The sequence below is a fragment of the Deltaproteobacteria bacterium genome (genome assembly GCA_016178705.1).
Lineage (GTDB): Bacteria > Desulfobacterota > Binatia > HRBIN30 > JACQVA1 > JACOST01.
Genome location: JACOST010000014.1, coordinates 45705 through 69333, shown reverse-complemented (window position 1 = coordinate 69333; position 23629 = coordinate 45705). Strand labels below are relative to the sequence as shown.

Genomic DNA, 23629 nt, shown 5'->3' with positions numbered 1-23629 from the left:
GTGCAGTGAAACGGAGGACGAGATGACGCCAATGGAAGAGCGAGAACGCCGCGAACAGCTCGTGCGGCGCCACATGGAAGCCGAGAACGTGCATGACTACGCGGCCACGATCGCGACGTTCTCCCATCCGCGCTACGAGATCATCGCGACCGATCGGACCTACGATGGTCTCGCGGAGGTGCAGGCCTACTTCCGCGAAAGTCGCACCGCATTTCCTGACCAGCGCAATGAGCTGATCGCGCTGCGGCATGCCGAGGACGCGGTGATCGTGGAGTTCTGGCTGCTCGGCACGCACAAGGGTCCGCTGCTTGGGATCGAGCCCACCGGGCGATCGTTTCGTTGCCGCATGACGGCGTTCTTTATCTTCGACGCGACCGGCTTGATCTGCGAGCGCGTCTACTTCGATTCCGCCACCATCCTCCGGCAACTGACGTCGTGAGTGGGTCCTTGCTCCGCATCAGGAAATGCTTCAACGCAAAGTCGCAAGGACGCGAAGACGCAAAGCCAGGATGCCGCGAAGGGAGTTCACTTCCCCCCTTGCGTCCTGGCGACCTTGCGTCGAGTTCTTTTCTTCGGATTGAAGCCAACCGAGCCGCGTAGTACGAGACCGGCCGTCATGACGGAACCATTTTTCCCGCGCATCGACGCCATCCGCTTTGAAGGCACGCAGAGCGTGAACCCGCTCGCCTTCCGCTACTACGATCGCGACCGCGTGGTGTTGGGCAAGCGGATGGAGGACCATCTCCGTTTCGCGGTGTGCTACTGGCACACGTTCTGTTGGGCGGGTGCCGATATGTTTGGCGCCGACGTTTTCGACCGCCCATGGTTCGGCGCGGGCGAGCCGATGATACTGGCGGAGCGCAAGACCGAGGTCGCCTTCGAATTCTTCGCCAAGCTCGGTGCGCCGTTCTTCACGTTTCACGACCGCGATGCCGCCCCGGAAGGCGCGACGTTACGCGAGAGCAATGCCAATCTCGATCGGATGGTCGAGCGCATCGAGGTCGCGATGCAACGCACCGGCGTCAAGTTGCTGTGGGGCACGGCCAACTTGTTCAGTCATCCGCGCTACGCCGCCGGTGCCGCCACCAACCCGGACCCTGATGTCTTTGCCTACGCGGCCGCGCAGGTGAAGCAAGCGCTCGACGTCACGCATCGACTCGGCGGCGCGAATTACGTGCTGTGGGGCGGGCGCGAGGGCTACGACACGCTGCTCAATACCGACCTGCGCCGCGAAAGCGAGCAGCTCGGCCGCTTCATGCAACTGGTCGTCGAGCACAAGCATCGGATTGGTTTCACCGGGACGATTCTCATCGAGCCCAAACCGATGGAGCCGACGAAGCACCAGTACGACCACGACGCCGCGGCCGTGCACGCCTTCTTGCGCAAGTTCGGACTCGAGCGCGAGATCAAGCTCAACATCGAGGTCAATCACGCGACGTTGGCTGGTCATAGCTTTCAACACGAGCTGGCCTATGCGGCCGCCAACGACCTGCTCGGCAGCGTCGATATCAACCGCGGCGATCCGCAGCTCGGCTGGGATACCGATCAGTTTCCCAACAGCGCCGACGACATCACGCTCGCTCTGTACACGATCCTCCAGGCCGGCGGTTTGACGACCGGTGGGTTCAACTTCGACGCCAAACTGCGGCGACAGAGTCTCGATCCCGAGGATCTCTTCCACGCCCACATCGGCGGCATCGACACGGTAGCCCGCAGTCTCCTGCGCGTCGCGCGGCTGATCGAGGACGGTAACCTCGCCGACTTCGTCAAGGAGCGTTACGCGCGCTGGGACGATGCGCTCGGGCGAGACATCCTAGCCGGCAAGAAGAGTCTCGCCGATCTATCCAAGCATGTGATCGAAAACCGCGTCGAGCCCCAGCCCCGATCGGGACGACAGGAGATGCTAGAGAATTTGGTGAACCGGGTAGCGGAGGAGTGAGCATGCCGCCGACAACTGCAAGGAAGAAGCGTTTCGTCGTTTGCGTTCGCAATACTGGCTACGCGGCGTCTCTGGAGTTGCGCAAGATCTACCGCGCTCTCCCGGATGCCAACGCCGCGATGCACGGTCTGGTTCGTGTGATCGACGAATCCGGCGAAGACTACCTCTACCCCGACAAGTTCTTCATGCCGCTCGACCTTCCGCAAATTGTCGAGACGGCCTTACGTCGCGTTGCGAGTTGAACTCTGCCGGAGCGATAGGCCGATCGGGTCGCGCTACGCAGCGACCCGCCGCCGGAGCAGCGGGTAGTGATACGCCGAGGCGAACAGACATAGGAGAATCGCCTGCAGCGCCCAAGTGGGAATCATTCGCCACGCGGGGAGCACGCCGGACATTACGGCGACAATCTCGGTTGCAGCCAAGCCGTAGATCACGAACACCGTCAGCGCAGCCACGAATGCTCGCTCGACGGGACGCTGGTAGGCCCAGACGAGCAATGCCGTCCACGCCGCCATCAGCGACGCACCGTATCCCATCGCAAATCGGTACGGCCCGCCGAAATCCTCGAAGCCCCACAGCAGTCGCGCCATGGGTGGAAAGAGCATCGGAATGACGGCCAATGCGTCCGTCACCGCGCCGGCGAGAAATGCTGCGCGAAGGAGCTGTGCTTGTCGATCGTTCATGTGCTTCTCTTTCCTCAAGGACGCGCTCACTCGCTCGGTCCGTACCGCACTCGATAGGGAGCCAAGCGATCCTCAATTCCCCACTCGGCGGACCAATGCTCAAGAAACCGCCAATCGAGCGGATCGTTCGCGATCCGTCGCGCTTCGAAAATGCCGTCGATGTCGTCGAGATCCCGGCGGCGCTGAGCCAATAGCTTGTAGATGATCGACGCTTCCGGTCGAGCCAATCGAACGCTGACATCCAGCGCGGTCGCGTGGCGGGCCGTCGCAACGACGGCTTGTTCAAATTGCGTCTTAGCGATGAAGACGTCGATACGCACTGGCGAGTCGCCGGACGTGTAGAACACCGCGACGTCCGGCAGCGAGTCGGTTTCATCGGCGGGCCCGATTTGCTTGTGCTGCTCGACTCCCAGCGCCTTCAACGCGGCGGACAATCGTTCCCAGTTATCCTCGACCACGACGACCACGTCGATGTCCGTGGTCGCGCGGACCCTGCCCCACGCGAGAACCGGCAATGCGCCGATGAACGCATGGGCGATTTTTTCCTCCGAGAGGGTGTTAGCAATGGCAGCGAAGGCGCTGCGCAAATCCAGCGTGGGACTGGTCACGGGCCTTTCGATTTGTTGTGGTACCGGTTGCGCCACAACTGAATCGGCGCAACCTCGTCCGGGCGGCGGCGATCCGCACCAAATGAGGCGGCAAACTCGCTCAATGCCAGGCCGAGCACGATGTTCTCTTCGGGCGAGCGCCGCGCGCAGGCTCGAATCGCGTCTTGGTTCAGCTCTTCCTCGGCTTGCTGGATCAGACGAAAGTGGTCGCGCTCTTTGGTCGATACCATCGTGCGCTCACCATACCGCAACGGCTAGGCACTCCCAAGCGCTCGCTCTGCCGCCCGCCGGGACCTTCACCCTTCGGATCAGGGGGCCGCAGCGCCCGCTTGCTCCTCGTCGTCGAGTTGTCGCTCCAAGCGTTCGGTATCGTCGGGGGTGAGCGAGAAATACTTCGCGTCGGGGTGATGGAACACCAGCGCGCTGACGGAACCTTCCGGGTCCATCATGTAGCCTTCGGTTAGCTCGACGCCAATGGACTTGGTGACTTCGAGCAGGCGGAATAACTGTTCTTGATCTTCCAGCCGCGGACAGGCGGGATAGCCGAACGACACGCGAATGCCGCGGTACTTCACTTTGAACAAATCCTTGGTCGTCGTCCCCGGTGCGTCGGCGAATCCCCACATCTCGCGGATCTTCTGGTGCAGCAGCTCGGCGAACGCTTCCGCGCCTTCGAGTGCGAGGATCTGCAGAATGTGCGAGCGCAGGTACTGCCCCGCATTCTTCCACTCTTCGGCGAGCTGGCGCACGCCGGGGCCGACGGTCGTCGTGAGCAGGCCGACATAGTCGGGCCGATCGCCACGCGGCAGCGTGTAGTCGGCTAGGCAGAGACCTTCGTTCACCGTCTGACGGCCGAAGTGAAACGATTCGATCACGTCCTTGCCGTCGGGCGAGAGGATGTGCAGCGTTTCATCCTCGGATGCGGCGCGGAAAAATTTGAACACCGCGTTCGCAGTGATGTCGGGGCGCGGCAACATGATCGCTTCGACCGCGTCGACTTGTTCGATCAGCTCGCGAGCCTTGGCGTCGCCGCGTGCGAGCGCGTCTTCGATCTTGCCTTTGAAGCCGAGGTGGCGGGTGTAGAGCATCACCGGGTTGATGAAGCGGAAGATTTCATCAAGGTCGTAGTTGTGAATGACGTGGAGTTTGAGATCCGGGGGCGTCGGGATGTCGTGATCGCGGCGCACGTTCGCCTTTGGCGCGACCGCCGGCGCCACGCCCTCGGCGCGCTTGCCAATCTCAACTTCGATCTGGGTCGTATCCCGCGCCAGCTTGGCGACGAGTTCTTCGCGCCGCGTCGGTTCCATCAGCCGATTGGCCAGGTCGAGTCCCGTCATCGCGTCGTTGGCGTAGGCGACGAGTCCGTCGTACTGCGGTGCAATCTTCAATCGGGTGAAGCGATTCGACAGCGCGGCGCCGCCCACCAGAATCGGGCAACTGATGCCCGCGACCTTCAGATCCTGCGCGGTGATCACCATCATCTGCGCCGACTTCACCAGCAGTCCTGAGAGACCGATCGCGTCGGGCCGATGTTCTTTGTAGGCCCGGACGAGTTCTTCCGGCGGCACCTTGATACCGAGGTTGACAATCTCGAAGCCGTTGTTGCCGAGGATGATGTCGACCAGGTTCTTGCCGATGTCGTGGACGTCGCCCTTCACCGTTGCGAGCACGATCTTGCCCTTGCTCGACGTCTCGCTCTTCTGCATGTGCGGTTCGAGGTGGGACACTGCCGCCTTCATCGCTTCGGCCGACTGCAACACCTCGGCGACGATCATCTCGTTGGCGCCGAACAGTCGGCCGACTTCGTCCATGCCGGCCATCAGCGGTCCGTTGATGATTTCGAGCGGACGATGCGTTTTCAATTTTTCGTCGAGGTCAGCGTACAGCCCGTCCTTCGAGCCTTCGAGGATGTAGAGAGCGATGCGCTCGTCGAGCGGTAGATCGCGGCGCTGCTCGACGGTTTGCTTCGGTGCCTTGGTGCGAAAGTGCGCGCTGAAGGCCGCGATCGGATCGTCGCCGCGCCACCAGATCAGATCCTCGGCGAGGCGCCGCTCTTCTTCTGGAATTGACGGATAGCGTTCGAGCTTCTCCGAGTTGACGATCGCCAGATCGAGCCCGGCCTGCACGCAGTGGTAGAGGAAGACCGAGTTGAGCACCTCGCGGCCGGCGGTCGGCAGCCCGAACGATACGTTCGACACCCCGAGGATAGTCTTGGTGTCGGGCAGGTGTTGCGTGATCAGGCGAATGCCTTCGATCGTTTCGACGCCCGAGCCGATGTAGTTCTTGTCGCCGGTGCCGACCGGGAAGACTAGCGCGTCGAAGATGATGTCTTCCGCGGGCACGCCGTATTTCTTGGTGAGCAGATCATACGAGCGTTGCGCGATGGCCAGTTTGCGCTCGCGCGTGATCGCTTGTGCCTGCTGTTTGTCGTCGTCGATGCAGCCGACCACGAGCGCGGCGCCGTAGGTGCGCGCCAGCGGGACGACGCGCTGGAAGCGCTCTTCGCCGTCTTCGAGGTTGATCGAGTTGATCAGCGACTTGCCCTGCGTCCGCTTGAGCGCCTCTTCGATCACGTTGGCGTCGGTGGAGTCGATCATCAGCGGGACCTTGACCTTCTTCACCTCCATTTCGAGAAACGCGGTCACGTCGGCGACTTCAACGCGGTCAGGGTCCTGCAAACACACATCGAGGATGTGCGCGCCTTTGCGCACCTGTTGGCGGCCGACCTCCGACGCCTCTTCGACTTTGCCGTCGGCGATGAGCTGCTTGAACTTGCGGCTGCCGAGCACGTTGGTGCGCTCGCCGACGATCACCGGGCGGGTGTCTTGATCGATGACAAGGGTGTCGATGCCCGACACGACACAACGCTTCACCGTGACTGGTTTGCGTGGCGGATACTTCGCGACAACCTGTGCGATCATGCGGATGTGTTCGGCGGTCGTGCCGCAACAGCCGCCGATGACGTTGATCCAGCCCTCGGCGCAGAAGCGTTCGATCTTCTTCGCCAGCATCGGCGGCAGCTCGTTGTAGTTTCCATCCTCGTCGGGCAAGCCGGCGTTGGGGAAGCACACGATCGGAAAGCGCGAGATCTCCGCCAGCGTGCGCAGATGATCGGTCATGAAGTCAGGCCCGGTGGCGCAGTTCATGCCGATGCCGAACAGGTCGCGATGCTCAACCGAGACATAGAGCGACTCGATCGGTTGACCCGCCAGCATCGTGCCCATGGTTTCGATCGAGACCGTGAGCACGACGGGCAGCGTGCGGCCGGCTTTGGCGAAGACCTCGTCGATGCCGAGCAGCGACGCCTTGACGTTGAGGGTATCCTGCTGGGTTTCGAGGAACAGCACGTCGGCGCCGCCATCGAGCAAACCCGCAGCTTGCTCCGCGTAGGCCGCGCGGACGCCTTCGAAGTTGATGCCGCCGGTCACCGAGATGGTCTTCGTGCCGGGCCCCATCGAGCCGACCACGAAGCGCGGCCGATCGGCCGTCGACGCCGCGTCCGCAACTTCCCGCGCGATGCGCGTGGCCGCGTAGTTGATCTCGTAGGCCTTGTCATGCAACCCGTACTCGGCGAGGACGATGCGCGTCCCCCCAAACGTATCGGTCTCGATCAAGTCGGCGCCGGCGTCGATGTAGCTCTGATGCATGCGCCGAATGGCATCGGGGCGCGTCAGTACGAGATTCTCGTTGCAGCCTTCAAGCGCCGGCCCGCCAAAGTCGTCGGCGGTGAGGTCCATCGCCTGGATGGCGGTACCTGTGGCGCCATCGAGCACGAGGATGCGCTCGGCCAGCGCGGCACGGAGCAGGGAAGTGCGGTCGATCGGTGCTGCCATAGACCCATACCTGTAGCCTGTCGGCGCGCGGAATTCCAAGCCTGAATGGCAGGGTGTTTCAACGCGCGTCAACGACCGCGGCGGCACGCATCGGCCTCGCACAAGTAGGGCCCCTCGATACGCCGCCCTTCGATACGAAGCCTTCGGCTTCTACTCAGGGCGGCTACTCGGGGAGACGGATGGTTTTTTCACAGTCTCCCAAAATCCGTTTGCCCGAGTGTGAGCGGAGCGAACGTATCGAGGGCCTTTCTCGTGCAAACTCCCCCAGGTCGCAGCGCGTCGTAGCCCGCGCCGCGTTAGAAGCGCATCGGTACGCTGGCAAAGCCGTGGACGTTGCTCATGTGGACGCGTTCGAGACGCGACTCGTCGATCTCGTACTCCGGGATGCGGCGGTGAAGCTCTTCAAGCGAGACCCGGCTCTCGAGGCGCGCGAGCGATGCGCCCAGGCAGTGGTGCAGGCCGTAGCCGAACGCAATCTGCGTCGGCACCTTGCGAGTGATGTCGAACGCATCGGCGTCGGTATACTCTCGTTCGTCGCGAGTCGCGGAACCAATCAACAGCAACACGCGCGCATCACGCGGCATTGTCTGGCCGTGCACGGTGACGTCGCGCAGGAGTGTGCGCATCGTATACTGCGCCGGCGTCCAATAGCGGAGGATCTCTTCCACTGCGTCGGGAATCCGTTCGAAGTCGCGCACCAGGTCGGCGCGCGCGTCGGGATGGCGGGCGAGCAGCACGACCGCGTTGCCGAGCAGCTTGGTCACCGTTTCGTTGCCGGCGCCGCTCAGCAAGCCGCAGAACGCCACGATCTCGAAGTCGGTGAGGCGCACCTTTTCGCCGTCGTCGTCTTCCACTTCCGCGTCGATCAGCAGACTCGTCATGTCGTCGCGCGGCTGCTTCCGCCGCTCGGCGACGAGTCCTGCGAAGTACTGCACCAACTGCGCATTGGCGGCCAGCGCCGAGTCGGGAAACTCAGGTCGATCGGGCTCGCGGTGCAGCGCCGTGTCGGTTAGTTCGCGCACCAAATCGCGATCGCTCGGTGGCACGCCGACCATGGTGCTGATGATCTCGATCGGCAAGCGCGCGGCGAAGTCGCGGATGAAGTCGCACGAGCCCTGTTCGAGTATGCGATCGATGTAGCCGGTCGCCAGGGCGCGCGCCGTCGGTTCGAGAGCCGCCATACGCCGCGGCGTGAAGGCATGGCTGACGAGCTTGCGCAGTCGGGTGTGGCGCGGCGGATCCATGAACAGGATGATCGGGAACTGTTCGATCATCTCGGGCTTGATTTCGAGCACCGTACCCTTCGCCGAGCTGTAGGCGTCGTGATCGAGGATGGCGGTGAGGACATCATCGTAGCGCGACAGCGCGTAGAAGTTCAGCGCATCGTTGCGATACACGGGCGCGTGATCGCGCAGCCAGCGGTAAATTGGATACGGGTTCTCGTGAAAGTCGTAGGAAAATGGATTCAGGTCCATGGGTCCTCGCGGTACCGTGGTAGGCTGCCCACCCGGGCCAGTCAATAGCTGATCGTCGAGAGAGCATTTCCTCTTTCGCTCTCATTGGTTCCTCACTATGGTTGGGGCGAGCGGTCGCCATGCTGTTGATCTGACCAGGAGGAACGCAGATGCCCATTCCCCGCTTCGCTGCCACTGCTAGCCCCGCTGAAGTTGCCGCCGCGCTCAAGGACGAGGGCGGTGCGATCGTTGAGCGGGTCGTGCCGCCCACTCTACTCGATCGGGCACGGGCTGAAGTTCAGCCGTACGTTGACGCGACGCCGACGGGCTCCGACGACTTCGCCGGCCGGCGCACGCGCCGCACCGGCGGACTGATCGCGCGATCCGCAACCTGCCGCGAGTTGATCATGCATCCACTCGTGCTCGACACGGTCGGCACGCTGCTGCAACACGCGACGACCTTCCAGCTCCATTTGACGCAGGTGATCGCCATCGGCCCCAATGAGCCGGGGCAGCAGATCCATCGCGATCAGTGGGCGTTCGACTTCTTCCCGTTCCCGTCCGGCTACGAAGTGCAGTGCAACACGATCTGGGCGATGACGGATTTTACCGCTGCCAATGGTGCGACGCGGCTGGTGCCCGGCAGTCACCGTCTAGCCGACCGCCTCACGTTCACCCACGAGCAGTGCGAGGCGGCGGAGATGCCGGCGGGATCGGTGCTGTTCTACACCGGCGCGCTCTATCACGGTGGTGGTGCCAACACCTCCACCACGACGCGCTACGGACTCAACATCACGTATGCGGTTAGTTGGCTGCGCCAAGAAGAAAACCAGTACCTATCGGTACCCGCCGAGATCGCGCGCACGCTGCCGGAACCGCTGCTGCGCCTGATGGGATATGCCCGCGGCGCTTACGCGCTTGGCTACGTCGACGACCTCCGCGATCCGCTCGATGTGCTCCTCGGTCGTAAGCGCGAAGCCGAACTCGGCGACCTCGCCGCGGCGGCGTCGCGCGTACGCGAGCTCGGTACCTGATTGCTGCTAGCCGAACTGCATCTCGCGCACGTCGCTGGCGACGCGTAGCGGTGCGGCGGTGGCGGCCTTCACGTCGTCGATGGTCAGACCGGGTGCGAACTCGCGCAAGAGGAACCCGTCGGCACCGACGTCGATCCACGCCAGGTCGGTGATCACCGACTTAACGCAGCCGAGCCCGGTGGCGGGATAGCTCAACGTCTCGACGAGCTTCGACCGGCCGTTGCGCTCGCAGTGGTAGCAGATCGCGATGATCCGCCCGCCGCCGGCCGCGAGATCCATGGCGCCGCCGATGCCGCCGCTACCGCGCGGCGTGCTCCAATTTGCAAGGTCGCCATTTTGAGCCACCTCGAACGCGCCCAGGATGATCGTCGACACGCGCCCGCTGCGCGCCATCGCAAACGAAGTCGTCGAGTCGAAGTACGCGGTGCCGGCGAGCGGCGTCACCAGTTGTCCGCTCGCGTTGTAGAGATCGATGTCCTCTTCGCCCTCGGCCGGGAATCCGCCATAGGCGAGAATCCCGTTCTCGGAGTGCAGCGTGACGTTGCGCTCGGCGATGTAGTTCGACACCAACGTCGGCAAACCGATGCCGAGATTGACGTACTCACCTTCGCGCAGCAGCGCGGCGGCCTTCATCGCCATCAAATCGGCGGGCAATCCGGCGGGGCCGCCGTCACGCAGGGCGCGTCCGTCCATGTCGTTGACACGACCGACGGCCAGCAGAATCTGACGGAGCACGCCGATGTCGAGATGCGTGGTCGTCTTGACGATGCGATCGACGAAGATTCCCGGCGTGATCACGGCTTCCGGATCGATGGCGCCGAGCGGGACGATCTCCTTCACCTCGGCGATCGTCGTCCGTCCTCCCGTCGCGAACGCCGGACCGAAGTTGCGCATGCCGCGACGGTAGGTGAGGTTGCCCGCCGCGTCGGCTTGGTACGCCTGCAGCAATGCGAAGTCGGCCGTGAGCGCGCGCTCGAACAGGTAGCGCTTGCCGTTGAAGACGCGCTCTTCCTTGCCGTCGGCCATCTTGGTGCCGACGCCGGTAGGAGTGAAAAATCCCGCTAGCCCGGCGCCGCCGGCGCGCACACGCTCGGCGAGTGTGCCTTGCGGCACCATTTCGAGTTCGATCTCGCCGGCCTTCACCATTTCGCTGATCGCCGTCGGCATCGACGGCGAGCCGACGTAGCTACAAATCAGTTTTCGGATCTGTTTCTTGTCGGCGAGGATGTTGAGCGAAGTCGGACCGCCCGCCGGCGTGTTGCAGATGACAGTCAGATCCTTCACGCCGCGTTCGGCAAGCGCGAGGAGGCAATCAGTCGGCCACGCCTGCGGCGGCCCAAAGCTGTGGACCAAGATCGATGCGCCGTCGCCGATGTCAGCGACGGCTTCGTGCGCGGAGTCGCAGATGTGTTTCCTGGCCATGGCCGCTCCGCATTCCATGTTGATCGCCGCTTGGCAAGCCTCGACGCGCGATCGGCAGCGAACGGTCCGTCATACCGGCGAACGCCGGTATCCAGGGTGGGGCGCGGGGCGGAGGCCTGGATTCCGGCGTTCGCTGGTATGACGAAGGGGAGGTCGCCCGACTCGTGTCGCTGCATCGCGGTGGCCGATGGTCTGGCGATATGCAATATGCAATCAGCCATCAGCGCGCGAAGCGCGGCGCGCCGCGAAAGGAGTCCGCAATGATCGATCTCTATACCGCCCCGACGCCGAACGGTTGGAAGGCGTCGATCACTCTCGAAGAGCTGCAGATCCCGTACGAGGTCCACGTGGTCAATCTCATGGCCGGCGATCAGAAGAAGCCGGACTATCTCGCGCTCAACCCGAACGGCCGCATCCCCACCATCGTCGATCGCGACGAGGGCAACTTCGCGGTGTTCGAGTCGGGCGCGATCATGATCTATCTCGCCGAGAAGGCCGGCCGTCTGCTGCCGAGCGATCGCCAGGGCCGCTCGCGCGTGATTCAGTGGGTGATGTTTCAGATGGGCGGCATCGGTCCGATGATGGGCCAAGCCAACGTGTTCTTTCGCTACTTCCCGGAGAAGATCCAGCCCGCCATCGATCGCTATCAGCACGAGTGCCGGCGTCTGTTCGAAGTGCTCAACACGCGGCTGGCGGACTACCAATGGCTCGCGGGCGACTACTCGATCGCCGACATCGCCAACTGGTCGTGGGTGCGCACCTACAAATGGTCCGGCGTCAACATTGAGGGCCTCGATCATCTTTCTCGATGGATGGATGAGATGAAGGCGCGCCCCGCCTGCCAGAAGGGCGTCGAGGTCCCGTTCAAAATTCCGAACCTCGAGAGTGACACCAAGGGCGCCGACGAGTTCGCGAAGGGCGCGCGCACGATGCTGCAGCGATAGAAGGATTGCTTTGCCAGAGTCCGCCATCCCGCGCCTCGACGCGCGGCGCGGGCTTCCGTATACTCCGCGCCGTGGAGTGGGGGAGTGGTGGACCGTACGGCAAGACCCATCGACAGTCGTCATTCCGTTCCCTGTAGGGGCGACGCATGCGTCGCCCGCCAGCCTACGTGGGCGCCGCGGAGAAGACGGAGGGCAAAGCAAGCATCGCCCCCACGAGACCCGGAAGAGACCCGGAATAGGATTCGGACGTGAAGAAAGCCGCAACCGCTGAAGCCATTCGTTCTGTCGATCTGCGCAGCGCCGCCGAGGAGCGTTACCTCGCCTACGCGCTGAGCGTGATCACCTCGCGCGCGCTGCCGGACGTGTGCGACGGACTCAAGCCGGTGCAGCGCCGGATTCTGTACGCGATGTATCAGAACCTGCGGCTCACCGCCGGGACGCGGCCGCGCAAGTCGGCGGCGGTCGTCGGCGAAGTGCTGGGGAAATATCATCCGCACGGCGACCTGGCGGCGTACGAAGCGATGGTGCGTCTCGCGCAACCGTTCGCGCTGCGCTACCCGCTGGTTCACGGCGAAGGCAACTTCGGCTCGATCGACGGCGACAATGCCGCCGCGATGCGCTACACCGAGGCCCGCCTCACCGCGATTGCCGAAGAGTTGCTGCGCGACATTCGGCACGAGACCGTCGACTTCCGCGAAAACTACGACGCGACGCTGCGCGAACCCGTGGTCTTGCCGGCGGCGATTCCGAACCTGCTGATCAATGGCAGCACCGGTATCGCGGTTGGGATGGCGACCAACATTCCGCCGCACAATCTCACCGAAGTGATCGACGCGCTCATCGCGTTGATTCACGACGGCGACCTCGACAGCAAGGGGCTGTGCAAGTTCATCAAAGGGCCGGACTTCCCGACTGGCGGTGAGATCCTCAACTCGCGAAAGGAACTGCGGGCGATTTATGAAAGCGGGCAAGGCTCGGTGCGCCTGCGCGGTGAGTACACAATCGACGCCGACAAGCGCCGCCGCCGCGTGCTGGTGACGTCGATCCCGTACACGGCGAACAAGGCGCGCATCGTCGAGGAGATCGCCGAACACATCATCGCGCGCCGGCTGCCGCTGGCTACCGATGTGCGCGATGAGTCGACCGACGACGTGCGGATCGTCATCGAACTGAAGCCCGACGCCTCGGTCGAAGCGGCGATGGCGTACATCTATAAGCACACCAGCTTGCAGATCAATTTCAATGTCAACCTCACGGCGCTGGTGCCGACCGCGACGCCGGGGGTAGGGCAGCCGGCGCGACTCAATCTCCACCAGATGTGTCGCCACTTCCTCGACTTCCGTCTCGACGTGGTGACGCGTCGTCTGGAACACGAACTGCGCGAGTTGCAAGCGCGGCTGCACATCCTCGCCGGTTTTTTGAAATTGTTCGCCAACCTCGATCGCGCCATCAAGATCATCCGCCAATCCGCCTCGCGCCAGGATGCGTCGAAGCAGTTGCAGCGGGAGTTCAAGCTCGACGAGATCCAGGCTGACGCGGTGCTCGAGACGCGCCTGTATCAACTGGCGCGCCTGGAGATCGACAAGATCCGCGAGGAACAGCGCGAGAAGAAGAAGCGGGCGGACGAGATCGAGAGCTTGCTCAAGAGCAAGAAGGCGCGTTGGCATCTGGTTGAGAGCGAACTGAAAACGGTGGGCGAACAGTACGGTGACAAACGCCGTACCGCGCTGAGCACGGCCGAGGAGCTGGTCTACGACGCGGAGGCGTACGTCGTCCACGAAGATGCCACGGTGGTAGTGACGCGCGACGGTTGGATCAAGCGACTCGGCGAGGTGAAAGATCCGTCGTCGACACGTGTGCGCGAAGGCGATGTGGCGAAATGGATCGTGCGCGGCAACACGCGCGACAGCCTCGCCCTGTTTTCGAACTTCGGCGTCGCGTTTGTGATGAAGGTCGCCAACGTGCCGGCGACCACCGGCTACGGCGAGCCGGTGCAGTCGCTGCTCAACTTCAAGGACGGTGAGCGCGTGGTCAGCGCCGCGTTGATTCCAGGCACCAACGGCGACGCCAAGCCGAGCGCGTCTCCGCGCTGGTTGGTTGCAACGGCCGGGGGCATGGGATTCTTCTGTCGCCCCGATTTCAGCGAGACGACCAAGAGTGGTCGGCGCCTGGCGCGAGTGAAGGAAGGCGACGAAGTGTTGGTCGTTGCTCCGGCGATTGGCAAGACGATCACCGCCGCCACCGCCGACGGCAAGGTGCTGGTGTTTCCCGCCGAGGAACTTGCCGAACTCTCCGGCCCCGGCCGTGGCGTCATCTTGATGCGCCTCGACAAAGGCGACCGCGTCATCGGCGCGATCTGTCATCGTCCCGACGATAAAGTGATTGCGATTGACGAAGATGGCAGCGAGCGCGCCTTCCATCTCCCCGAGCCCGCGCACCGTGCCCAGAAGGGGCGCAAAGCGATCAAGCGAATGAAACCGATCGAGTTGCGCATGGAGGCGCGCGCGATCGAACCCACGCCGCCCGAAGGCTCCGCCGCCCCGGTGCAGCCGGACCTGTTCAAACGCTAGCCGTTGGGAGAATTCGGATGTCCGATGTCGGCAGGCGACACGAGGGACCTATGAGACGCATCTTGTTGAGTGTGCCGCTCCTAACGATTGGCTTAGGACACTTGAGATTGGCGTCGGCAGACAATTGCGGGGTTTCACTTGAGCACCTACAAAGTGCAATTGGATCCGTTCTGATGATGGCGCATGAGGCCGGTGGCATTGTAGAGAAGGATCAACAACCTGAGATGGCGAGGCGTTTGGCGAAGTACTACACCGACGCGAAAGTTTCACTGACTAACGCGAAGGCCGACTGTGCAGATGACCCAAAGGCGACCGACACGATTCATGCCCTTGAGCGTGACATGGACAAGATCAGCGCCACGCTGAATGTGGAGCTTCCTCGGTGAACACATCATCCCTCGTTGCGGGAGTTGGGCCGGAAGAGGTTCGGTAGACCTCTACAGTATCAGCGCCAAGGCTCAGGCGATGGCGGCGGCTTGAGATCCCAGCGGCTCGCGGCTCCGCCACCGCTGGCCATGCCGCTCATCGCCACGCGCAGTGCCGCGCGGCCGTCGGGCAGCTTCGTCGGACCGACGACGGTGAACGCGAGATCGAGTACGTGACCTTTGAACTTGGCTGCAAATGTGGCGTCGATCGGATGACCGTATACGAGGATCTGATGCTCGCGGTGATCGTCCGGATCGGCGAGATTGAGCCACGTGCCGTCAGTGGCCGTCCCGACGTCGAGTACGTACGCAGTGAGGTGAAGTTGGCCAGCCGGCATCGCCTCGCCGATGGTGACGCGCCGGAGGCTGCGAAATCCTGAGTCGACCGGCGGCGGAGCCGGGGTGCGACATGCACTCACCAACGCCACGACGACGATCATTCCCCACCACCGTTTGTGCATCGGTTGCTTCATGAGCCGGAAGCAGATGACACGCGGACGTTGTTTGAGCAAGCGGCGTCCGGTTGTTGATCCCGTTGACATCCATCACGCCGTTGCCGCAGAGTTGCGCGCTGCTACCGCAGAGTGCGGTGCTACACATCGAGGGAGGGGACATGCTCTACTTGCACGAGACGCACGAGATCATTGGCGGCAAAATGGGAGAGTTCGAGGCCGCGCTGCGCGAGCAGTGGCAGCCTGCGGTCGAGCGCAGCGGTCTCGGCTGCCTGCGCTGGTTTTGGCATCACACTCACGGCACCGGACCGAGCTATCACGCGATCACGTTGACGGAGATCGCCGACTGGAAAGCGTGGGGAGAATTGGTCGATGCCCGTGCCAAGTCCGACGGGTTTGCAAGATGGAACCGCGAGGTCTGGCGGTCGCGCCGCGAGGTGACGAGCAAGCTGTTGCAGCCGGCGTCGTGGTCGCCGCCGCTGCCTGTGCCCTCCGCACCTGACGCACCGGTTACCCTCTACCTGCACGATACGGGTTGGCCGTATAGCGGCAGACTCGACGACTACGTTCACGCGCTGGGCACGATTTACTATCCGCAGGTGAAGCACTCGCAGATGATCACGGTCGAAGCGTGCTGGACGACGTGCTGGGGCAGCGGCCGTTTTCACGAAGTCGTGCTGCTGCAGAAGATCCACAACTGGGAGGCGTTTTCGCATCTGCTCACCGACGGTGAACGTCTATCCCGTCCGGGCGACTGGATGCAGGAAGGCCTCAAGTATCGCGACCGCTGGGAGAGCAAGCTGCTGCGCACTGCGAGCTGGTCGCCGATGAAGTAAGGCGGGCAGCGATCGCTCGTCGCGCCGGTCCGATCAGTGATGGTGCGCTTGCAAGTCGGTCCTCGCCTGGGTTGCAATCTGGGTGATGGAGCGCTCGGCCTGGCGTGCTTGGGCGAGAATTCGGTTGATCCGATTGTCTTGGGTCCGTAGCGACAGTTCGTGCATGTCGTCGATCTGGTCACGAGCGTTCTTGCTGTGCTGTTGGATCTTCGTGATTGCCTCCGCGGCGCGCGCATCAATGGCGGTCAACGCGGCCGCTATGGCGCCGGAGTCTTTTTCGGCGTCCTCGGCAATCGGCCGCAGTGCCCGGTGGTATGCGCCAACCTCGCGGGACATAATCTTGGCGAACTCGCGCACCACCTGATCGGAGTTCACGCCTTCATTGGCGCGCCAGGCACGAGGGCGAACCGCCCAGCCCGCCGCCACCAGACCCGCCCCGACCAGCACAAGTACCAGCCATGCACCCCGACGCATGGCGCTCCACTACACCGGGATCGGTTGCGATGACAACCCATCGCACTTGCCCCAACTATTGTACTTGCCGAACCGCGCCCGCTCCGGATAAGCAAGTTGAAAGATGCAGCTCCGCTCCAACACCCTTCGCGGGTCGCAGGTATGCGCGGCATGGGTACTCGTATGCTGCCTGGGTCGCACGCCGAGTTCCGCCGCGACTGCTAGCTGCGACGTCACGCAGGTGACCGCCGCAATCTTCGACTCAACCGTTGGCTTGTGCGATCTCAACGGCGACGGTGTCGTCAGCGCGGCCGATCTTACCGAAGCGATCATCCTCATGCCGTCGGCTACGCCAACGAAATCATCGTCGCCAACCGTCACGGCCACGCCGACGAAGGCGGTGTGCCCATCCGGTGCTGAGTTGATGATCGAGATCGACAATCGAACTGGAAGCTCACCGATCTCGGTCGTGATCACCGGCGAGCGGCTGAGCGAAGAGTGCGCGGCGGGGACGCTCGACACGTTTTACAGTCAGACGCTCGACTGCAAGGGGGTGGGTGTCGTGTCCTGCGCCCAATTCAGCGGGCTCGCTCCCGGCCGCTGGCGGCACTCCATCAGTGTCATCGCGCCCGGCAGCGGACAGCTTCAGCATCAGGCTTCGCTGCTGACCGGCGGCTCGACACCCAATCGCCTGCGCTTCACCGGATTCGCAAGCGTGTTCTCAGTCACCACCACCGCGAATGCCGGCAACGGCTCGCTGCGCAAAACGCTGCAGGACGTCGCGCTAGCGGCACCGCCGGCGCTCATCCGGTTTGATCCCGCCGTGTTTCCCGCCGGCGTTCCGACGACGATCGCGCTCGATTTCGCGCTGCCGACGTTGACTGCGAGTGACGTCACGGTGGACGGCACTGACGCGGCCGGCGACGTGGGCAATCGCATCGTCGATGCCGGCGGCCTGCCGATCGGCGTGCTCGCCATCAGCGGCGCGCGCAATCACATCATCGGCATGCGGCTGCGCAATGCCGGCGGCAATGAACGCGACGTGCTCAACATCGCCGGTCCGGACGCCGATGGTAACGTCGTGGAGCGCACCATCATCGAGCAGGCGGCCTCGGCCGACGGCATTGGCGTCGACCAACAGGCGGGTAAGGACTTCGGCGACGCGGCAACTGTCATTCGCGATTGCGAAGTGCTCGGCGCCGCCGACAAAGGGATCAAAGTTACCACGGGCGCGCATGCGCGAATCGAGCGCTCTTGGGTGCACGACAACGCGAATGGCGGCATCCAGGCCACGCTCGGCGGCCACGTGCAAGCGTGGCACAACCTCGTCGAGCGGAACCGTGGCAGCACGGCGCAAAACGGGTTGTCGGTGAACGCCGACGACGATGACACGATGTCGACAGGCTTCTCGGAGCTGGTGACGTGGGGCAACATCTCGCGCGGCAACGGCGCCAACGGCATCTCCGTGCGCGCCTTCTCGATCGCCGACCTCCATGACGACTATCTCGCCACCAACCTCAGCTCGGGCCTGCGCGTGTTCAACGACGTGGGGCCGCCGGCGAGCGCGGTGGTCACGGGCACAAGCGCGGTTTGTAACGCCGTCGATGGTGCGGTGGTGGCCAATACCTCGACGGCCGACTTCGGCGGCGGTCCGCTCGGCAGCCTTGGCAATAACGCGTTTACGCAAAACAACCTGCCGGCGGGTGGGGCCAATCTGCGTAACGCCAGCGTCCTAGCGGTGAGTGCCATCAACAACCAGTGGGAACACTGCGGGCGGGAAGCCGAGTGTGACAACGTTCTCATCGCGGCGGACGATCTCAGCGATCATGGCGCGCAGACTACGTTCATGCCCGCGCAAGCGCAGCGTGCGTTGCAACCGGTCCTCACTTCGACCGCCTCCACCAAAGGTGTTCAGGGCGAACTGCTGCGCATCTTCGGCTCCGGCTTCAACGTCATCGACGGGCACTTCAGCGAGAAGGACAACCAATGCGCCGACGTCATCGGGCGCAATCGCTGCGTGCCGCTGCGTGGCAACTGCGTGCAGATCAACGGCGTGCCGGCGCCAGTGGAAGCAGTGACCCCGACGATGCTGGTGGTGCGCTGGCCGTTCACTTGCGTCGCTCCCGTCGATCTCGTCGTGCGGATTGATCAGGGCGCAACCGCTGCAACGAGCAACACGCTCAGCGTCTGTACGAACGGTGAGTAGCATCACGGATGACATCGAGCCGATCGGCGCAGAACGGCCTCCACCCTAACCCTCCTCCGTTCGCGAAATTGCTCACGGAGGAGGGGACCGGAAGGCGGGGCGATGCGCGAAAGGTTCCCTCCGCTGCGGCATCACCCGCCGCGGAGGAGGGCCAGGGTGGAGGCTCCGAGTCACGAGTCACGAGTCACGAGTCGCGAGTCACGGCATCAGGAGTTTCTCTCGATTGACAGCGATCGCGTCACGGGGTTACGGTAATTCCATGTTTGTGATGCTTCGGGGGGCGACGGCTTCGCTCGAATCCTTCGCAGAGGTGGCGCTTCTCGCACGCACTCACCACGCACTACTGCGGGAATGACAGACAGCAATCCTAGTCCGATCCGGTGGGGACAGGCCTCCGTGCCTGTCCGGCGGTCCGCAGGACCGCCGGGATCAGCGCGGCAATCAAAAACCAGCAGTGAAGTAGCGCAGTCCAAGAAGAGGAGAGGGGAACGACCATGAGAACATGGACATCGTCCACCATCATCGCGGTATTGCTGTGGGCCGGCACGGCCACGGCGCAGCCCCTGCCGGCCACCAGCCTCAACACCTGCCAGAGCACGGTGCGCACCGCGGCCAAGACCTACGTGGCGAACTACGTCAACGCCGTCGGCACCTGTTTGCAAGCCGTGGCGGCCAAGGTGGTCAAGGACAATGCGCCGCTTACCTCCGCAGTGGCCTCAACCTGCGTGCTCCAGTTTCGCAATATCTCCGACACACGCGCGCTCGGCCGCAGCCTGGGAGAAAAGCTGACCGCGACGATCGACAGGAAGTGCGAGCCGGGCATGCTCTACGTGACTCACACGCTCGCCGATGTGCTCGGCCCCGGGGCCGGGGTGCCGCAGCCGCTCAACGCGGAGAACATCAACAGTTGGTGTGCCAACTTCGGCGGCGATGGATCGATCGACAGCGTGGCCGAATGGATCGACTGTGTGCGGAACGCTCACACCTGCGCCGCGCACGCCGCGATTGCGACGCAATATCCGCGGGCACTCGAATGGCTCGCCCTGGTGAAGCCGGCGATGCAGGCGCTGGTGCCGCCGGCCACCGATCCGAACAAGATCACCGACGCGGTTGCGGGATTGACGGCGCTCGATGCGGCGATGGAAGGGGGCGCTGACGACAACAGGCCCACCCTGCAATGTGGCGGCAGTTGTGGTGACGGTCTGAAGAACGGCAGCGACCAGTGCGACGGCGGCGATCTGGGCGGCGCGACCTGCGTCAGCCTGGGCTTCAGCGGCGGCACACTGGCCTGCAGCGGGAGCTGTGTACTCGACACCTCCAGCTGCGTGGCGGAATGTGGTACCTGCGGCAACAGCGTCCGCGAGGGTTTTGAATCGTGCGACGGTGCGGACCTCGGCGGGGCGAGCTGCGAGAGCTTGGGGTTTGTCAGCGGCACGTTGAGCTGCACGACCGGGTGTGGCTTTGACGTCTCCAACTGCCATGCGGCGGCCTTCCCGGCGACGGGGCAGGTCACCTCGTACGGCACTGGCTCTGACGGCGACGTTCGGGCCGGGAGGACTCCGTCGTACACCGATAACGGCGACGGTACGATCACCGACAACAACACCGGGGTGATGTGACGCGGAGCGCGAAGCCTGGTTACAGCTTTCCGAGAAGTCGTTGATGAACGCGTGGGACAACGAAGCGGACGATGTCTTCAATGAGCTGCTCTCGAAATGACGTCGTGCTGCTCCCGATTCCGTTCTCAGACTTGACTAGCCGCCCGACCCCCTGTGGTCCCCCTTGGTAAGGGGGACGAGGATCGGATCGGTTCCCTCTCCTTACCAAGGAGAGGGCCAGGGTGAGGTTGCGGCGCGCTCGCTACGCGCTGAGTTCGGCGCCGTGCAAGCCGATGGTTGCGTAGTCGAGAGCGGAGAACGCTGGGACCTTTGCGGCGATGTCGGCAAAGACCGACTGAGCCGACGCGTACAAGTCGGCGCCAGCGGCGCGGCGGAGCAGGTGCGACAGCAGCTCCCACCCTTCTTGCACTTCGGCGGGCGGGATGAACGCTTGACGGGCGAGTTGGATGCGCCGGGCGCGGTTGGTGAACGTGCCGGTGGTCTCGACGAAGGTTGCGATCGGTAGCAGCACGTCGGCGGCTTCGGCGGTGGCGTGGCCGTCGGTGTCCATCACCGCGATGAAGTCGACCTTTTCGGCAACGCGCTCTAGCCACGTTTCACCCTGCGAGCGCGCGAGGTCGGTGCGCCACAACACCAGGGCCTTCAACTCGCCGGCTTCGGCGGCGCGCACGATCTCGCTGGCGTCGAGTGACAACCCGAGCGCGCGCAAGCCGTTGGTGTTGGGATTTTTGTCGGCGTCGATGAGGAAGTCGTCGTGAAACGCGTCGGCCGGCGACCACGACAGGCCGGCGAGCTTGCTGCCGGGGAACGCGTCGCGGAACAGCCGTGTGAATAGATACGCTTCTTCATTCGAGGCGTGCGCCGAGATCAACGCGCCGATGCGATCGGCGCCGGCGCCGTCACGAATCTCCTGCAAGTGGCGGATGACGCGGGCTTGCGCGTCTTCCGCCGGCGCGGTGGTCCATTGCTCGTGCTCGCGTAGCATCGGACGCAGCAAGCGGCGCTCGCTGTGCAGCGACTTGTAGCTGGCGCGACCTTCGTCGCAGATCCAATACTTGTTCACCGCGTCGTTTTCACGCGGACGGAAGCGGTACACCTGCCCGCGGCGATGGTGCACGTCGATGTTACAGCCGGTTGCGCAGGTGATGCACAGCGACGGCGTGTGGTCGAGGTACCAAACTCGTGCTTGGAAACGGAAGTCCTTGTTCGTCAGCGCGCCGACCGGACAGATATCGACGACGTTGCCGGAGTACGGATTGTCGAGCCGGCTGCCGGGAAACAGATCGATTTGACAGTGATCACCGCGCTCGAAAACGCCGAGCTCGCTGGTCTTGGTGACCTCGTCGACAAAGCGCACGCAGCGCGTGCAGAGAATGCAGCGCTCCTGGTCGAGCATCACTAGCGGCCCGATGTCGATCGCCTTGCCTTTGTGAACCTTCTCTTCGACCGGCACGCGACTGTGCTGCAGATCGTAGTCCATGTAGTAGTCTTGCAGCTTGCACTCGCCGGCCTGATCGCAGATGGGGCAATCGATCGGGTGATTGAGCAGCAGAAATTCGAGCACCGATGCGCGCACGCTCTTCACGCGTTCGTTCTGCGTGCGTACCACCATGCCTTCGGTCGCCCGCGTGTTGCACGCGATCTGCAGCTTCGGCATCTTCTCGATCTCGACCAAACACATGCGGCAATTGCCCGCGATGGTGAGGCCGGGGTGGTAGCAGTAGTGCGGAATTTCGATGCCGGCTTGCTCGGCGGCTTGGATGAGGTTCATGCCGTCGGCAACGGTGACTTGCTTGCCGTCGATCTCAAGTGTGGGCATGGAGTCTCTCTCCCTCACCCCTTGGAGTAGGGTCGGAGTGAGGGCTGCGCTTTAGCGGGCAGCCGCCCAGCCGCAGATGCTCCTCGAACTCGCCGCGGAACTTGCTGACAAAACTTTTCACCGGCATGGCCGCGGCGTCGGCGAGCACGCAGACGGTGTTGCCCATCATGTTGTCGGCGATCTGGAGCAGCAACTCGACGTCCTTCGAATCGGCGCCGCCGTCTTCGAGATGACTGAGCAAACGGTGCAGCCAACCGGTACCTTCGCGGCACGGCGTACACTGGCCGCATGATTCGTGATGGTAGAAGCGCGCGATGATTTGCAGCGCGCGCACCATGCAGGTGTCTTCATCCATCACGATGATCCCGCACGAGCCGAGCAGCGATCCCGCCTTGGCCACCGAGTCGAAGTCCATCGGTGTGTCGAGTTGATCGGGCATGAACAGCGGCACCGACGAACCGCCCGGAATCACCGCCTTGAGTTGCTTGCCGCCGAGGATTCCGCCGGCGTGCTCGTAGATGATCTCGCGCAGCGGCGTGCCCATCGGCAACTCGTACACGCCCGGCCGGTTGACGTGACCGCTCACGCAGTACAGCTTCGGCCCCGGTCCTTTTTCGGGACCGATGGCTTTGAACCACTTGGCACCCCGGTTGAGGATCGGCACCACGCAGGCGAGCGTCTCGACGTTGTTGACGATGGTCGGGCAGCCGAAGACGCCATACGTGGCAGGGAAGGGCGGCTTGACGCGCGGATAAGCGCGCTTGCCTTCGAGCGACTCGATCAGTCCGGTTTCTTCGCCGCAGATGTACGCACCGGCGCCCCGATGGACGTGAATGTCGAGATCGTAGCCGCTGCCAAAAATGTTCTTGCCGAGATAACCGCACGCGTAAGCTTCGGCACGGGCTTCTTCGAGCCGTTTGGCGCCTAGCACCATTTCGCCGCGGATGTAGATGTAGGCGGTGTGGCAGCCGATCGCGTAGGCGGCGATCATCATGCCTTCGAGCAGGAGATGCGGATTCTGTTCGAGGATCTGGCGGTCCTTGAACGTCCCGGGCTCGCTCTCGTCGGCGTTGCACAGCAGGTAGGTCGGTTTGGTGGACCCCTTCGGAAGAAAACCCCACTTCACGCCGGTGGGGAAGCCGGCGCCGCCACGGCCACGCAAACCGGAGTCTTTCACTTCTTCGGTCACCTGCGTCGGCTGCATTTCGGTGACGGCCTTGCGCGCGGCGCGATAGCCGCCGTCGGCTTCGTAAACGTCGATGCGCCGCAGGTTGGGCACGTCCTCGTGACGGAGGAGAATCTTTTCGGTCATGATCGATGCGAATGGGAGCG

20 protein-coding genes are annotated in these 23629 nt (G+C 63.5%); 10 read left to right on the top strand and 10 right to left on the bottom strand.

Annotated elements, in window-relative coordinates; genetic code table 11:
• The first annotated feature begins 22 nt into the window (after positions 1-22).
• From HYR72_08470 to HYR72_08460, 3 genes are all read left to right on the top strand, one after another.
• Positions 23-439, top strand: coding sequence for an ester cyclase (locus tag HYR72_08470; GenBank protein MBI1814996.1), 417 nt, complete (start codon positions 23-25; stop codon positions 437-439).
• 177 nt (positions 440-616) lie between these two features.
• Positions 617-1939, top strand: coding sequence for a xylose isomerase (gene xylA, locus HYR72_08465; protein ID MBI1814995.1), 1323 nt, complete (start codon positions 617-619; stop codon positions 1937-1939).
• A gap of 2 nt (positions 1940-1941) precedes the next feature.
• A complete protein-coding gene (locus HYR72_08460) occupies positions 1942-2181 on the top strand; it encodes a hypothetical protein (GenBank protein ID MBI1814994.1) in 240 nt (79 codons plus the stop codon).
• A gap of 33 nt (positions 2182-2214) precedes the next feature.
• On the opposite strand, the gene HYR72_08455 is transcribed toward HYR72_08460, so the two are convergent.
• The 5 genes from HYR72_08455 to HYR72_08435 all read right to left on the bottom strand — a co-directional run bounded on the left by HYR72_08455 (position 2215) and on the right by HYR72_08435 (position 8538).
• Positions 2215-2622 carry a hypothetical protein gene (locus HYR72_08455; protein ID MBI1814993.1) on the bottom strand — a complete coding sequence of 136 codons (408 nt, stop codon included), beginning with the start codon at positions 2620-2622 and terminating at the stop codon, positions 2215-2217.
• Positions 2623-2648: 26 nt separating this feature from the next.
• The gene (locus tag HYR72_08450) at positions 2649-3230 is read right to left on the bottom strand and encodes a hypothetical protein (GenBank protein MBI1814992.1); all 582 of its coding nucleotides are present in this window, start codon (positions 3228-3230) and stop codon (positions 2649-2651) included.
• Positions 3227-3460 carry a hypothetical protein gene (locus HYR72_08445; GenBank protein MBI1814991.1) on the bottom strand — a complete coding sequence of 78 codons (234 nt, stop codon included), beginning with the start codon at positions 3458-3460 and terminating at the stop codon, positions 3227-3229. Before HYR72_08445 ends, HYR72_08450 begins: the two co-directional genes overlap by 4 nt.
• A 78-nt stretch (positions 3461-3538) precedes the next feature.
• The gene (gene metH, locus HYR72_08440) at positions 3539-7063 is read right to left on the bottom strand and encodes a methionine synthase (protein ID MBI1814990.1); all 3525 of its coding nucleotides are present in this window, start codon (positions 7061-7063) and stop codon (positions 3539-3541) included.
• A 296-nt stretch (positions 7064-7359) separates the two neighbouring features.
• On the bottom strand, positions 7360-8538 hold the full coding sequence (locus HYR72_08435) for a cytochrome P450 (protein ID MBI1814989.1): 1179 nt from the start codon (positions 8536-8538) through the stop codon (positions 7360-7362).
• 149 nt (positions 8539-8687) lie between these two features.
• Here HYR72_08435 and HYR72_08430 point away from each other — a divergent pair, with 149 nt between their 5' ends.
• A complete protein-coding gene (locus HYR72_08430; protein ID MBI1814988.1) occupies positions 8688-9551 on the top strand; it encodes a phytanoyl-CoA dioxygenase family protein in 864 nt (287 codons plus the stop codon).
• 6 nt (positions 9552-9557) lie between these two features.
• Here HYR72_08430 and HYR72_08425 read toward each other — a convergent pair whose 3' ends face one another.
• Complete coding sequence (locus tag HYR72_08425) at positions 9558-10973, bottom strand: 3-oxoacid CoA-transferase subunit A (protein ID MBI1814987.1); 1416 nt, start codon at positions 10971-10973, stop codon at positions 9558-9560.
• A 260-nt stretch (positions 10974-11233) separates the two neighbouring features.
• Here HYR72_08425 and HYR72_08420 point away from each other — a divergent pair, with 260 nt between their 5' ends.
• From HYR72_08420 to HYR72_08410, 3 genes are all read left to right on the top strand, one after another.
• Positions 11234-11917, top strand: a complete 684-nt coding sequence (locus HYR72_08420; GenBank protein ID MBI1814986.1) for a glutathione S-transferase N-terminal domain-containing protein — start codon at positions 11234-11236, stop codon at positions 11915-11917.
• 248 nt (positions 11918-12165) lie between these two features.
• Positions 12166-14487 carry a DNA topoisomerase IV subunit A gene (locus tag HYR72_08415; protein ID MBI1814985.1) on the top strand — a complete coding sequence of 774 codons (2322 nt, stop codon included), beginning with the start codon at positions 12166-12168 and terminating at the stop codon, positions 14485-14487.
• 173 nt (positions 14488-14660) lie between these two features.
• Positions 14661-14873, top strand: a complete 213-nt coding sequence (locus tag HYR72_08410) for a hypothetical protein (protein MBI1814984.1) — start codon at positions 14661-14663, stop codon at positions 14871-14873.
• A gap of 59 nt (positions 14874-14932) precedes the next feature.
• On the opposite strand, the gene HYR72_08405 is transcribed toward HYR72_08410, so the two are convergent.
• Positions 14933-15373, bottom strand: coding sequence for a hypothetical protein (locus HYR72_08405; protein MBI1814983.1), 441 nt, complete (start codon positions 15371-15373; stop codon positions 14933-14935).
• Between the two features lie 152 nt (positions 15374-15525).
• Here HYR72_08405 and HYR72_08400 point away from each other — a divergent pair, with 152 nt between their 5' ends.
• Complete coding sequence (locus tag HYR72_08400; protein ID MBI1814982.1) at positions 15526-16200, top strand: hypothetical protein; 675 nt, start codon at positions 15526-15528, stop codon at positions 16198-16200.
• A gap of 33 nt (positions 16201-16233) precedes the next feature.
• Here the strand turns inward: HYR72_08400 and HYR72_08395 are convergent, their stop codons facing one another.
• A complete protein-coding gene (locus HYR72_08395) occupies positions 16234-16674 on the bottom strand; it encodes a hypothetical protein (protein ID MBI1814981.1) in 441 nt (146 codons plus the stop codon).
• A 103-nt stretch (positions 16675-16777) separates the two neighbouring features.
• On the opposite strand from HYR72_08395, the gene HYR72_08390 reads away from it, so the two are divergent.
• Together HYR72_08390 and HYR72_08385 are read left to right on the top strand one after the other, a co-directional pair.
• A complete protein-coding gene (locus HYR72_08390) occupies positions 16778-18859 on the top strand; it encodes a hypothetical protein (GenBank protein ID MBI1814980.1) in 2082 nt (693 codons plus the stop codon).
• Between the two features lie 494 nt (positions 18860-19353).
• Positions 19354-20478 (top strand): hypothetical protein, encoded by a 1125-nt coding sequence (locus HYR72_08385; protein MBI1814979.1) that lies wholly within the window; start codon positions 19354-19356, stop codon positions 20476-20478.
• A 241-nt stretch (positions 20479-20719) separates the two neighbouring features.
• Here HYR72_08385 and HYR72_08380 read toward each other — a convergent pair whose 3' ends face one another.
• Both HYR72_08380 and nuoF read right to left on the bottom strand, forming a co-directional pair.
• Complete coding sequence (locus HYR72_08380) at positions 20720-22297, bottom strand: (2Fe-2S)-binding protein (GenBank protein MBI1814978.1); 1578 nt, start codon at positions 22295-22297, stop codon at positions 20720-20722.
• Entirely contained in the window at positions 22284-23609 is a 1326-nt protein-coding gene (gene nuoF, locus HYR72_08375; protein ID MBI1814977.1) for an NADH-quinone oxidoreductase subunit NuoF, read from the bottom strand. Before nuoF ends, HYR72_08380 begins: the two co-directional genes overlap by 14 nt.
• Between the last annotated feature and the right edge of the window lie 20 nt (positions 23610-23629).